The 12,310-nt window shown below is 64.7% G+C and carries 11 protein-coding genes; 3 read left to right on the top strand and 8 right to left on the bottom strand.

Annotated features, from left to right (window positions below):
* Position 1: 1 nt before the first annotated feature.
* The 4 genes from ispG to I0K07_RS15520 all read right to left on the bottom strand — a co-directional run bounded on the left by ispG (position 2) and on the right by I0K07_RS15520 (position 5,698).
* Positions 2-1,147 carry a flavodoxin-dependent (E)-4-hydroxy-3-methylbut-2-enyl-diphosphate synthase gene (ispG, locus tag I0K07_RS15535; RefSeq protein ID WP_238934969.1) on the bottom strand — a complete coding sequence of 382 codons (1,146 nt, stop codon included), beginning with the start codon at positions 1,145-1,147 and terminating at the stop codon, positions 2-4.
* An 88-nt stretch (positions 1,148-1,235) separates the two neighbouring features.
* Positions 1,236-2,099 carry a helix-turn-helix domain-containing protein gene (locus tag I0K07_RS15530; protein WP_203295076.1) on the bottom strand — a complete coding sequence of 288 codons (864 nt, stop codon included), beginning with the start codon at positions 2,097-2,099 and terminating at the stop codon, positions 1,236-1,238.
* 84 nt (positions 2,100-2,183) lie between these two features.
* Positions 2,184-4,475, bottom strand: coding sequence for a phosphoenolpyruvate--protein phosphotransferase (gene ptsP / locus I0K07_RS15525; RefSeq protein WP_203295074.1), 2,292 nt, complete (start codon positions 4,473-4,475; stop codon positions 2,184-2,186).
* A 2-nt stretch (positions 4,476-4,477) separates the two neighbouring features.
* The gene (locus I0K07_RS15520) at positions 4,478-5,698 is read right to left on the bottom strand and encodes an aspartate kinase (protein WP_203295072.1); all 1,221 of its coding nucleotides are present in this window, start codon (positions 5,696-5,698) and stop codon (positions 4,478-4,480) included.
* A 201-nt stretch (positions 5,699-5,899) separates the two neighbouring features.
* On the opposite strand from I0K07_RS15520, the gene ubiG reads away from it, so the two are divergent.
* Positions 5,900-6,664 carry a bifunctional 2-polyprenyl-6-hydroxyphenol methylase/3-demethylubiquinol 3-O-methyltransferase UbiG gene (gene ubiG, locus I0K07_RS15515; RefSeq protein WP_203295070.1) on the top strand — a complete coding sequence of 255 codons (765 nt, stop codon included), beginning with the start codon at positions 5,900-5,902 and terminating at the stop codon, positions 6,662-6,664.
* 159 nt (positions 6,665-6,823) lie between these two features.
* The gene (locus tag I0K07_RS15510; RefSeq protein ID WP_203295068.1) at positions 6,824-8,830 is read left to right on the top strand and encodes a methyl-accepting chemotaxis protein; all 2,007 of its coding nucleotides are present in this window, start codon (positions 6,824-6,826) and stop codon (positions 8,828-8,830) included.
* Positions 8,831-8,886: 56 nt separating this feature from the next.
* On the opposite strand, the gene I0K07_RS15505 is transcribed toward I0K07_RS15510, so the two are convergent.
* The 4 genes from I0K07_RS15505 to I0K07_RS15490 are packed head-to-tail and all read right to left on the bottom strand — an operon-like array spanning position 8,887 to position 11,175.
* Entirely contained in the window at positions 8,887-9,312 is a 426-nt protein-coding gene (locus I0K07_RS15505) for a DUF1178 family protein (RefSeq protein WP_203295066.1), read from the bottom strand.
* A 5-nt stretch (positions 9,313-9,317) separates the two neighbouring features.
* Positions 9,318-10,151 (bottom strand): carbon-nitrogen hydrolase family protein, encoded by an 834-nt coding sequence (locus I0K07_RS15500; protein ID WP_203295064.1) that lies wholly within the window; start codon positions 10,149-10,151, stop codon positions 9,318-9,320.
* Positions 10,151-10,408, bottom strand: a complete 258-nt coding sequence (gene grxC / locus I0K07_RS15495) for a glutaredoxin 3 (RefSeq protein WP_203295062.1) — start codon at positions 10,406-10,408, stop codon at positions 10,151-10,153. Before grxC ends, I0K07_RS15500 begins: the two co-directional genes overlap by 1 nt.
* A 23-nt stretch (positions 10,409-10,431) precedes the next feature.
* The gene (locus tag I0K07_RS15490; protein WP_203295060.1) at positions 10,432-11,175 is read right to left on the bottom strand and encodes a ComF family protein; all 744 of its coding nucleotides are present in this window, start codon (positions 11,173-11,175) and stop codon (positions 10,432-10,434) included.
* 48 nt (positions 11,176-11,223) lie between these two features.
* Here I0K07_RS15490 and I0K07_RS15485 point away from each other — a divergent pair, with 48 nt between their 5' ends.
* Positions 11,224-12,138, top strand: coding sequence for a methyltransferase domain-containing protein (locus I0K07_RS15485; RefSeq protein ID WP_203295058.1), 915 nt, complete (start codon positions 11,224-11,226; stop codon positions 12,136-12,138).
* The last annotated feature ends 172 nt before the right edge of the window (positions 12,139-12,310 follow it).

Here is a 12,310-nt window from a genome sequence, read left to right as displayed (position 1 = left end):
GTTATTCCGCAGCTTCTTCGGCGGCCCGTTCGGCCTGCAACAGGGCGGCCCGCGCCTCCACCATTTCCACGATGTGCTCGATCATTTCTTCATTGGAGACATTGTGGTCCGGCCGGCCGGAGACATACATCTTGCCACGCCCGGCACCGCCACCTGTGAAGCCCAGATCGGTCATCAGCGCCTCGCCCGGCCCGTTCACGACACAGCCGATGATGGACAGGGAAATGGGTTCGGAGATGTGGGCGAGCCGGTTTTCCAGCGTCTCCACCGTGCGGATCACATCGAAGCCCTGACGTGCGCAGGACGGGCAGGCGATGATGTTCACGCCGCGAGTCCGCAAGCCCAGGGATTTGAGGATGTCGAAACCGACCTTCACCTCTTCCTCCGGTTCGGCGGACAGGGAGACCCGGATCGTGTCACCAATCCCGGCCCACAGGAGCGAGCCGATCCCGATCGAGGATTTCACCGTGCCGATGCGCTGACCGCCGGCCTCGGTGACGCCGAGATGGAGCGGCGCATCCGTGGCTTCCGACAGCGCCTGATAGGCCGCCGCCGTGAGGAAGGGATCAGAGGCCTTCACCGAGATCTTGTAGTCGCGGAAGTCCAGGTCATCGAGGATGCGCGCATGCTCCAGCGCGCTCTCCACCATGGCCTCGGGACAAGGCTCGCCATACTTTTCCAGCAGATGGCGTTCCAGCGAGCCGGCATTGACGCCAATCCGGATGGCACAGCCATGATCGCGGGCCGCCTGGACGACCTCCTTCACGCGATCCATCGAACCGATATTGCCCGGATTGATCCGCAGGCAGGCCGCACCGGCTTCGGCAGCCTCGATCCCGCGCTTGTAGTGAAAATGGATGTCGGCGATCAGCGGCACGCTGGCAGCGCGGGCGATTTCGCGGAAGGCAGCGGTCGAATCCTCGTCCGGACAGGAGACGCGTACCATGTCGGCGCCGGCCTCTTCGCAGCGGCGGATCTGGTCGATCGTCGCGCTGGCATCGGCCGTCGGTGTGTTGGTCATGGTCTGGACCGTGATCGGCGCATCGCCGCCGACTTCAAGATTGCCGACCTTGATGGTGCGGCTCTTGCGGCGCTCAATCATGCGCCAGGGGCGCACGGTGCGGGGGTCATGACCGGTCTGGGACATGCGGCTCTCACTCCGTCAACGATGCCAGCCATCGTTACGGGGCGGATATAGCGTTTTCGGGGCGATCTTGCGACCGGGGTGCGACAGTTTATTGCGGCTGGGACGCGGCGTCGTCGACCGGGATTTCCGCGGACGCCAGGATGGGCAGGTTCTCCACCGGCGTGCCGGCGGTGCCCAGCAGGCCCAGCGTCTCGCCATCACGCTCCAGCCGGATCGCACCGGCATTGGCGGCGGACACGGTCAGGCCCGGCTCGAGGGCCTGGAAGGTCTCGCCGGCACCCAGTTCGCGGGCAAACAGGATGCGGCCGGACGCATCACGCACTTCCAGGAAGGTCGGGACGATGGCACGCATCACCACGGCGCTGGACAGGGTCGTGGCCTGGCTGAGCGGAAGATTGTTCCAGATATCCTCGACACTGGGTGCCTGGGCCGCCACGTCGAAATCCGCACGGGCCCAGTCGGGGGCCGCGTCCGGCGGGGATGGCGGGTTGGACAACAGACCGCTCGATCCGCCCTGCTCGGCATACCACCAGGCAGCGGCGGCCACGATGATCAGGATGAAAGCGACACCGAAGACACCGCGCGGCAGCTGGATCGGGTCCCGGGACTTGGCGGCAGCCGTCGGCTGGGCCCGTCCGGTCTCGGTATCCACTTCCCGCTTGAACTGTTCCACCAGGCCATGCGGCTCCAGCGACAGGAAATTGGCATAGGTGCGCAGATAGCCGATCGCATAGGCCCGGGCCGGCAGGCCGCGGGAGTCCATGGCTTCGAGGGCTTCCAGGTAATCGGCCCGGATCCGCGTCGCGTCGGCCGCCTGTTTCAGAGACAAGTTCATCCGGGCGCGCGCCTCCTGGAGACGTTCACCGGCTGTCATGCTCACATATCCGACGCCATCATCGGCATAAACGGCGTCGACGGGCACGAATTCGATACCAGACGCTTGACCCGACATAACCACCTACCGCTCTCGCTACCGGAGCGACACATCCCCCAAGAACACGATTTCGGGATTAACCCTGACCGTATTCCTATAAGATCAAATCGCTCGTCCGTTTTCAACTGCCTCGCGGGGCAAGCCGGCGTCTTCTCCCGCTTCCAGCAGGAGCGGACGCAGGCTGTCCGCAGGGCTTTCCAGACGGCTCGCAAGCCAGGTGCCAAGTTTCGCAGTGTCGAGTCCGGAGACGAGTTTCTTAATCGGGCCTATATTGCCCGAGGCCATCGAAAGACTTCGGTAACCCAAGGCAATCAGGACCGCCGCCTCCAGCGGTTTGGCCGCAACTTCCCCGCAAACCGAGACCGGTGTGTCGTGCGCCACGCACACATCATTGATCCGTTTCAGGAGATCCAGCGCGGACGGGCTGAGCACATCGTACCGATCCGAGACACGTGTGTTCTGGCGGTCGGCGGCGAAGAAATACTGCATCAGGTCATTGGCACCGACCGAGACGAAATCGACCGTGTCGATGACATGCTCCAGCGCCCAGGCCATGCCGGGCGTTTCCAGCATCATGCCGACCTTGAGATCGGACGGGATGGCATGACCGGCATGTTTGGCGTGACGGACCTCACGGTCCAGCATGTCGCGCGCGGCCCGCATTTCCCAGGGCGCGGCGATCATCGGGAACATGAGCTGCAGCGGACGCCCTTCGGCCGCCTGGATCAGGGCGCGCATCTGGTAGCGCAGCAGGCCGGGACGATCGAGCCCCATGCGGATGGCACGCCAGCCCAGGGCCGGATTGGGCTCCTTGGTCGAGGGGGCAAAGGGCGCCACCTTGTCACCGCCCAGATCCAGCGTGCGGAAAACGACCGGCTTGTCGCCGGCAGCGTCCAGTACGGATTTGTAGACCGCCGCCTGCGCCGAAAGACGCGGCAGGGTTTCCGACACCATGAACTGGAATTCGGTACGGAACAGACCCACCCCGTCGGCACCAATCTCGTCCAGCGCCATAAGCTCGATCAGCAGACCGGCATTCATGTGCACGCCGACACGGACACCATCCTGCGTCACTGCCGGGCCCCGCATCTCCGCGTAGGCCATGCGGCGTTCGGACAGAAGGCGCATGCGCTCTTGATAGGTCTCCTCTACATCCGGCTGCGGGCGGATGTGAAGAATGCCGAACTCGCCATCGAGAATGACGGGGTCACCATTTTCCGCCCGGTCGAGCGCCCCTTCCAGGCGGCCGACAAGCGGAATGCCAAGGGCCTTGGCCACGATCGCCGCATGCGAGGAGGCCGAGCCTTCCTCCAGGGCGATGCCTTTGAGCTTTTCACGATCGAAATCGAGCAATTCGGCCGGGCCGATATTGCGGGCAATGATGATCGCATTGTCCGGCAGGTCCGCCAGGTTCACGCCGCCTTCCAGATGGCGCAAAAGCCGGTTGGCGAGATCTTCCAGATCGTGCAGGCGCTCGCGGAACGTCGGATCGCTCGCCTTCATGAGACGGGCGCGGTTCTCGTTCCGGACCCGTTCAACAGCCGCTTCGGCGGTCAGGCCCCGACGGACTGCTTCGCGCAGGCGCTCCATCCAGCCCCGGTCATGGGCGAACATGCGATAGGCCTGAAGCACATCCCGGGTCGGGCCGCCAAAGGGAATGCGGCCGCTGTCGAGCATCTGGTCGATCGAGGCGCGCAGCGAATTGATCGCCGTATCCAGCCGCTCTTCCTCGGCGACCGGATCCTCGGCAATCAGGCGCGTGGATTCGACATGCGGCTCGAACAGGACCGCCACGCCCTGCACAACACCGCCGGAATAGGCGCCACCCTGGAAGCGCTCCGGACGCGACTGGCGCACATCCAGCCCGGCCATTTCCTCGGACTCGACGATATCGCCGGAAGCGACGATCTCGGCCAGGACCATGGCCACGGTCTGCAGGGTCTCGATCTCGTCGACTTCGACCTGGCGTTCCTGCGATGTCTGGGCGGTGAGAACCCCGACCATGCGGCCACCGCGCAGGATGGGAACACCGACGAAGGTGTTGAAGGGTTCTTCCCCGGTTTCCGGCTTGTAGGAGAAGGCCGGATGGGCGCGGGCATTGGAGGTGGAGAGCGGACGCGCCCGGCGGGCAACAAGACCGACCAGACCCTCGCCCGGCTGCAGACGGACCGAGTGGACGGATTCGGGCTTCAGGCCGAAGGTGGCGCACAATTCCAGCGCATTGGACTGACGGGCCAGATAGATGGAACAGACGTCCCATCCGGCCTCCTGGGCGATCATCGCCGTCAGATGGTCCAGCCGGGCCTGGGCGTTCTCCTGGACCGCCATGAGCTCGCGCATGCGCTTGAGCAGGCGGCGGGGATCCCGCACCGAAGGTGTCTTCACATCATCCATGCCTATACCTGATCCAATCCATAGGCTGCGTGCAAGGCTCTCACCGCACGTTCCACCGCATCATTGTCGATCAGTGCTGAAATCTTGATCTCCGATGTCGCAAGAACGCGCACCATGATCGATTCCTCCCCCAGCACGGCGAACAGGGAGCGGGCGATGTCTGCCCGTTGGCGCAGGCCCGATCCGACCACCGACACTTTGGCCAGACCGGTCTCGCTGGTCATGTCGATACCGGGCAATGCGGTATCCAGCGCCGCCTGGGCCTTGTCCAGATCGCGGTGCGCCACGGAGAATTCCAGCGTTACGGAACCGGCAGACCGCGCCTGGGCCTGAACGATCATGTCAACGCCGATCTCTGCCTCGGCCAGTGCGGCGAAGGCCTTGGCCGGCAGGTCTGAGCGGTTGCTGGTTCCGACCAGGGCAATACGGGCCTGATCACGGGCATAGGCGACACCGGAGACGATCCGCCGCTCGGCGACATCCCGGCTGGCCACGACATCCGTACCGCGGCTTTGCCCGGCATCGAGGAAGGAGGACAGCACCCGCATCGGCACGCCGCGCGCCTTGGCGAACTCGACCGACCGGGTCTGCAGGACCTTGGCCCCCTGGGCGGCCAGCTCGAGCATTTCATCATGGCTGATCGCCTCGAGCTGTCCCGCTGCCGGCTCAATCCGCGGATCGGTCGTGAAGACACCGTCGACATCGGTATAGATATCACACCGCGCACCGAGCGCGGAGGCGAGGGCAGCCGCCGACAGATCCGTACCGCCACGCCCCAGCGTGCGCACATCGCCGTCTTGGGTGATGCCCTGGAAACCGGCCAGAACGGGAATGATCCCTGCGTCCATGGCGGCCTCGAGGCTGGACACATCCATGCCCGCAATCCGGGCGGCGCCTGCCGGCCCGTCCGTGATGACCGGCAATTGCCAGCCCAGGAAAGAACGGGACTTGAAACCGGCTTCGCGCAGGGCCAGCGCCATCAGGGCCGAAGACACCTGTTCGCCCGCGGCCAGGGCCACATCGGTCTCCGCATCGCCCAGGCCGGCCCCCAATTCCTGGGTAAGGCCGAGAATGCGGTCGGTCTCGCCAGCCATGGCCGAGACAACCACCGCCATGGCTTCACCACGACGGGCTGCCTCTGCCACGAGACCGGCAGAATGGCGGATACGCTCGATCGAACCGACCGAGGTTCCTCCGAATTTGGCGACCACGCGTGTGCTCAAGCCTGTCCCCCGCACTTTGCCTGTTGGCCTGACCGGCCTAAATCGTGTGCGCACAGTGTCGCACCGGGCTCGATTAGCGCGACGGTCGGGGCCATATTAAGGCCGCACCGATCAACGCCGGCGGTTAGGTAAGCGGACCAGACCCGGCGCGCAACGCCCGAACGCAATCGCAGGCCGTCTCGCCTGCAAGGAGAAAACCCGATGGCAACGGCTCATGCGCCGGAAACCCTGTCCCGTCCCTCCATCGACCCGGTGGAAGTGGAGAAGTTTTCCCGTATCGCGGCGGAATGGTGGGACCCGGAGTCCAAGTTCAAGCCCTTGCACAAGTTCAACCCGGTGCGCCTGGGCTATATCCGCGATGTGATCTGCGCCCATTTCGGACTGAGCGGTGAGACGCCTTTCAAAGGCTTGCGCATGCTGGATATCGGATGCGGTGGCGGCCTGGTCTGCGAGCCGATGGCCCGCCTGGGCGCTTCGATCACCGGTGTTGATGCTGCCGAGGCCAATGTGAAAACGGCGAGCGTCCATGCTGCCGAGCAAGGGCTGGAGATCGATTACCGCCACGGTGTCGCCGAGCAATTGCTGGAGAGCGGCGAAGAACCCTTCGACGTCGTCCTCAATCTGGAAGTGATGGAGCATGTCGCCAACCCGCACACCTTCCTGGCCGATTGCGCGCATCTGGTGAAACCGGGCGGGCTGATGATCTGCGCCACGATCAACCGGACCTCCAAAGCCTTCGCCATGGCGATTGTCGGCGCGGAATGGGTGATGGGCTGGCTGCCGCGCGGCACGCACCGTTTCGGCAAGCTGGTGAAGCCCGGTGAAATCCGCGCTGCCCTGCGCGAAGGCGGCATGACGCTGCGTGAACCGGTCGGGGTCGGCTACAACCCGCTGACGGACCAGTTCTCCCTGAACCAGGATGTGTCTGTGAACTACATGGTGGTGGCCGACAAGCCGGCCGGATGACACCGGGAGACAGGCGTGCTTCCGGAAAATTTCGTGTCGCAACCAGTTAGGGCGCCGTAATATTCTATGAGAAGGCAGCCTCAAGCGGGTCCGTCTTAAGGTTTCAGCAAGCACGAGCGACAAAATTCAGGCCAGATTTTTTCTATGGAGATTCTGGCCATGACCGGTGCTGCAGCCCCCAAAGCGTCGACCCCCTCGGCAACTGCCGTCTCGACTGAATTGCTGGACCGGTTGTTGAGTTTCCTGTCTCCGAAACCGGTATCTCAAGAAGATTGCCGGGACGCCTGGAATGCGCTGGAGCCAGCCCTCAACCCCATCTTGGACGATTTCTACGCCCGGCTGGTCGATGACCCGGACCTCGCCGCCATTTTTTCCGGTTATGAGGATCAGGCCAAAAATATTGCGGCCCGCCAGGTGACCCATTGGCGGGGCCTGATGACAGAGCATCCGGGCATCAATTTCCAGGGCCGCTCGGTCCGCATTGCCGAAGCCCATGTCCGCATCGGCCTGCCTTCGCACTGGTATATCGCCGCCTATGGCCGGGTCCTGTCTGGCGCGATCCCGGCCCTGTTCTCCAAATACCGTCTCAATCCGAAAAAGGCCGAGCGTGTCGTGGCTGCGCTGATCTCCCGCGCCTTCCTCGATATCTGCGCCGCCCAGGAAGGCTATGAGAACGGGATCCGCGTCCGGGTCGAGGAAGACAATCGCCGCGACACCAATCTGGCCAGCCTGCGCAGCGTTGCCGACACGATCGTGTCGATCAATGACCTCTCGCTCAACATGGCCCTGCTGCAATCCTCCACGGAAGAAGCGACCAGCAACAGCCAGTCGATCTCGGCCGCCGCGGAAGAGCTTTTGACCTCGGTTCAGCAGATTGCCGAGAATTCCGACGGGGCCGCCGAACGCGCCCGCTCCACCAATGCGTCCGTGCATGAGAGCATCGGCGCCATGGACAGCGTGGCCTCCTCCATCGCCGACATTGCCCGCACGGCCGAGGAAAGCGCCCAGAGCCTCAAGGAACTTAACGAGGCCTCCGAACAGATCAGCGATTTCCTCTCCGTGATCGAGACGATTGCCGACCAGACCAACCTCCTGGCGCTGAACGCCACGATCGAGGCTGCCCGGGCCGGCGAAGCCGGCAAGGGTTTTGCCGTTGTGGCCTCGGAAGTGAAATCCCTGGCCACCCAGGCCGCCAAGGCCACCGAGGACATTTCCGAGCGCATCTCCGCCCTCAAGAACGGCATGGCCGTGATCGAGCGAGCGCTGGACGGCTCCCGCAGCGCTGTCGAGAACGGCCAGAGCACGATCGAGGGTGCCAATTCCCTGATCCGCTCAGTGGGAGACCAGGTCTCCGACGTGACCGGCCGGATGGAAGAAATCTCCTCCATCCTGAAACAGCAGGAATCCACCACCGCCGAGATCTCGACGAACATCACCGGTGTGGCCGATCGCGCGGGCGATAACCGCAATCGTCTGGATGAAATGGCCCAGTCGCTGAAAGGCTCGAATGATACCTTCCTGAACAATGCCCAGGACTGGTTCGTGGCAGACTCTCACCGCTCCCTGGTGCAGATGGCCAAGATCGACCATGTCGTGTTCAAGAAGAAGATCGTCGACACGGTCTCTGGCTATGTCGAGGGCCGCGCCGTGGACGTGCCGGACCATCACAATTGCCGTCTGGGCAAATGGTATGACGGGCTGAACGTGCCCGCGATCCGCAATCACAAGGCCTATCGCGACCTGGTCGAACCGCACAAGCGTGTCCACGCCGCCGGTCGCGGCGCTCTGGAAGCGCTGGAAGCCGGTGACCGCCGCAATGCCTACGCCAAGCTGGTGGAACTGGAAGATGCCAGCCAGGAAGTCCTCTCCTTGCTGGAAACGCTGGCTGAGGCCTTTGATGGCGAGCTCAAGGAAGCCGACAGCCGTCATGTTTCCCGCCGCCCGGTCAAGGATGTCCAGGCCCAATCGCGCAGCGATAATGGACAGGGCGCCATCCATATCGAGAATATTTCCGAAGGCGGTCTGGGCATTGCCGGTGCCCATGCCGGCGAAGTCGGCGAGACCATCCAGGTCGAGCACAATGGCCAGACCATCCTCGGCGAGATCGCCTGGAAGAAGGATGGCAAGGCCGGTGTCCGCCTGCTCAAGGGCAAGCTGGACGTCTGATCCGGTTCCGGATTTCAAGAAGAGGCGGCGCTTTCGGGGCCGCCTTTTTTGTGTGCTCAGTTCGCTTTCTTGGGCGGTGTCGGCGCGAGCATGTCCGGCAGGGGCGTGACCTCGACCCCATCCTCGATCAGCTGGCGGGTCTCTTCGGCAGAGGTCTCGCCATAGATCAGGCGCGCCGTCTTGCGCCCCTCATGCATGTCCCGGGCTTCGCGGGCGAAATCCTCACCGACATAGTCGAAATTCTGGCGGATATGGGCGCGCACCTTGCCGGCCATTTCGGCCAACTGTTTCTGCTCGGACCGGGCTTCCCTGGCCCGCGACGTGGAAACAGCGGGCGCGGCCAGCGCCTTGCGGACAGAGGTCGTGCCGCAATGCGGGCATTCCACCAGCCCCTTGGCCGCCTGCTCGTCATAACTGTCCGAGCTGGAGAACCAGGCCTCGAATTCATGGGCGGCGTCGCAGATGAGGGCATAGCGGATCATGGCGCTCAGACCTCCGGGCCGCTCAATGCGCGGTCATGGGTCAGGGCCGGTACCCGGCGGCGGGCTTCGTCCACGCGGGAAAGGTCCAGCGACGCGGTCAGCACACCCGGCTCGTCATGGTCCAGCTCGGCGATAATCGCACCCCAGGGATCGACCACCATCGAATGGCCCCAGGTGCGACGGCCATCCGCATGCAAACCACCCTGGGCCGGAGCCAGCACAAAACTGCCTGTCTCGATCGCCCTGGCCCGCAACAGTACCTCCCAATGCGCCTTGCCCGTGGTCCGGGTGAAGGCGGCGGGAACCGTCAGGATTTGCGCCCCGGCCTGGGCCAGGCGGCGATAGAGATAGGCAAAGCGCACGTCATAACAGATCGACAGGCCCAGTTTCGCACCCTCGGCCTCGGTGAGGACGAGCCGCTCACCAGCCTGGTAATTATCGCTCTCGCGATAGCTCTCGCCCTGGCCCAGCCCGACATCGAACATGTGGGCCTTGTCATACCAGGCCTTCACCGCGCCATCGGGCCCGAACAGGAAAGACCGGTTCACCGCCTTGCCGCCCTCGGCCTGTTTCAGCGCCAGGGAACCGATCAGCAGGGAAATGCCCAACTCCTTCGCCAGAGCCGAGAAGGCCGGGATGGCCGGATCGGCCTGGGGCGTCTGCATGACCTGGAAGGCCGCCTCGGAATCCTTTTGGACCAGATGGGTGACTTCCGGTGTTGCGACCAGGCGCGCGCCCTCACCCGCCGCCTGCCGGATCAGGTCCGAGGCGTCGGCCAGATTGGCGGCCGGGTCGATCCCGGACCGCATCTGGATGAGGGCGATATCGAGCTTGGACATCAGGCCGACAGCAGCGCGTCCAGCTTGCCGGCGCGCTCCAGCGCCATCATGTCGTCACAGCCGCCGACATGCATGTCGCCGATGAAAATCTGCGGGAAGGTGCGGCCGCCATTCGAGCGGGCAATCATTTCCTGCTTCTTGGCGACATCGAAACCGGCATCGATCTCATTGAAGGCGACGCCCTTGGATTTCAGAAGCGAAACGGCGCGGGCGCAGTAGCCGCACATCGGACGGGTATAAATGGTGATATCAGCCATAAGTCTTACTCCAGAACTGCGCCTTAGATAGTCGCATCACTCGTCCTTACAACGCGGCACAATGTCATAAGGTATACGGTTTTGGCACCGGCCCGCTTCAATTGGCGGGCGCAGGCATTCGCCGTGGCCCCTGTTGTCAGCACATCATCGATCAGGACAAGGGTTTTTCCCGCCACCCGCTGCGGTTCGGTCACCCGGAAGGCACCCGCCATATTCCGCCGTCGCGCGCCAGCCGACTGGCCCGCCTGGCTGGGCGTGGGTTTGCGCCGCAGGAGGACATCCGCCCAGACGGGCAGGCCGGTGCGGCGGGACAGGGCCCGCGCCAGCAGGGCCGACTGGTTATAGCGCCGCGCCAGAAGACGCCGCCAGTGCAGTGGCACCGGGATCAGCGCGTCGGCCTGGGCCAGATAGTCCGGTGCCGCCAATTCCATCCAGTTCGCAAACCGGTCGATCAACTCATGCCGGCTGCCATGCTTGAACCCCAGGACAAGGCCGCGCGACACATCATCATAGGCCAGCGGCGCCCGCGCGCCGTCATAGCGGGGCGGTTTGGCCAGGCAGGGCGCGCAGGCATGGCGCGCTTCAGACCCGCTCGCCCCGGGATAGGCAAAGGGCAGGCCGCAGGTGTGACAGCACGGATCATCGAGAAAGGTCAGGGCCGACCAGCCGGGCTGGGACAGCAGGCCGTGCCCGGCCACGCGCGCGCCAGTGAGCGGGCAGACCGGGGGCCAGACCAGGTCAGCCAATCCGTTCCAGATGCGGTCCATCCCGCCTCCCCTCTTTTCCTGACGCCATCGAGCGGGCATATCCCCGCCATGACCGAGACACCGCCCCGCCTGTTTGACCGCCAGCTGCTGGCCCGCCGCCGCAACCGGGCCGCGCCGAAACTGGCAGATTACAACTTTCTGGTGCGTCGCGCATTCGACGATATGTGTGATCGTGTCGACAGCATCACGCGGGATTTCGACCGCGCCGCCATTCTGGGCGGCGGGCCGGGCCTGACCGACGAGCTGGGCACGCATCCGGCTGCCGCCAAGATCGGCTGGCTGACCCAGTCCGACCTCGCCGGCGATGTCGCGGCGCGTCTCGACCGCCCGTCTGTTTGCCTGGACGAGGAAGCCCTGCCCTTCGCCGAGGAAAGCCTCGATCTCGTCCTGGCGCCCTGGGGCCTGCACTGGACGAATGACCTGCCCGGCGTGCTGGTCCAGATCAATCACGCGCTCAAACCGGACGGCTTCTTTGCCGCTGCCCTGCTGGGCGGATCCACCCTGACCGAGCTGCGCCAATGCCTGATGACGGCGGAGAGCGAGCTGACCGGCGGGGCCAGCGCCCGCGTCTCGCCCTATGCCGGAACCTTCGACATGGCCGCCCTGCTGCAGCGCGCCGGCTTTGCCATGCCGGTGGCCGATATCGACCGCGTCACCGTGCGCTATGACAATGCCTTCGCCCTGATGGCGGATCTGCGCGGCATGGGCGAAACCTCCGTCCTCGCCGACCGCCCGCAAAAGCCGGCCAGCCGCGCCCTCTTCGTGCGCACGGCCGAGCTCTATGCCGAGAAATTCGCCGACCCCAATGGCCGCATCCGCGCCAGTTTCGACATCATCCACGCCGCCGGCTGGGCCCCGCACCCCGACCAGCCCAAGCCGAAACGCCCCGGCTCCGCGACACACCGGCTGGCGGATGCGCTGGGGGTAACGGAGACATCGCTGGGGGAGAAGGCGGGGAAGTAGGCTTTCTTCCCCACGGAAAGTGGGGAAGTGGGCCGATGCGCAGCATCGGGTCGATGGGGCAGCGCCGCAGGCGCTGTGGGCTGGACACGGGCATTCCGCCGGGCCTCACCCGGCGGCCCCTCCACCGCTCCGCGGTCCCCCTCCCCATGGCATGGGGAGGAAAGCTTCCCTC

This window comes from Maricaulis parjimensis (genome assembly GCF_016817355.1).
In the GTDB taxonomy this organism is placed as follows: domain Bacteria; phylum Pseudomonadota; class Alphaproteobacteria; order Caulobacterales; family Maricaulaceae; genus Maricaulis; species Maricaulis parjimensis.
This window is presented reverse-complemented; position numbering and strand designations above follow the sequence as displayed.

Bases quoted from the DNA above. Each gene is read 5' to 3' on its own strand.
- grxC (WP_203295062.1), bottom strand. From the start codon at position 10,408: ATGGCTGATATCACCATTTATACCCGTCCGATGTGCGGCTACTGCGCC.
- ubiG (WP_203295070.1), top strand. From the start codon at position 5,900: ATGGCAACGGCTCATGCGCCGGAAACCCTGTCCCGTCCCTCCATCGAC.
- I0K07_RS15485 (WP_203295058.1), top strand. From the start codon at position 11,224: ATGACCGAGACACCGCCCCGCCTGTTTGACCGCCAGCTGCTGGCCCGC.
- I0K07_RS15490 (WP_203295060.1), bottom strand. From the start codon at position 11,175: ATGGACCGCATCTGGAACGGATTGGCTGACCTGGTCTGGCCCCCGGTC.
- I0K07_RS15510 (WP_203295068.1), top strand. From the start codon at position 6,824: ATGACCGGTGCTGCAGCCCCCAAAGCGTCGACCCCCTCGGCAACTGCC.
- I0K07_RS15530 (WP_203295076.1), bottom strand. From the start codon at position 2,099: ATGTCGGGTCAAGCGTCTGGTATCGAATTCGTGCCCGTCGACGCCGTT.
- I0K07_RS15505 (WP_203295066.1), bottom strand. From the start codon at position 9,312: ATGATCCGCTATGCCCTCATCTGCGACGCCGCCCATGAATTCGAGGCC.
- ptsP (WP_203295074.1), bottom strand. From the start codon at position 4,475: ATGGATGATGTGAAGACACCTTCGGTGCGGGATCCCCGCCGCCTGCTC.
- ispG (WP_238934969.1), bottom strand. From the start codon at position 1,147: ATGTCCCAGACCGGTCATGACCCCCGCACCGTGCGCCCCTGGCGCATG.
- I0K07_RS15500 (WP_203295064.1), bottom strand. From the start codon at position 10,151: ATGTCCAAGCTCGATATCGCCCTCATCCAGATGCGGTCCGGGATCGAC.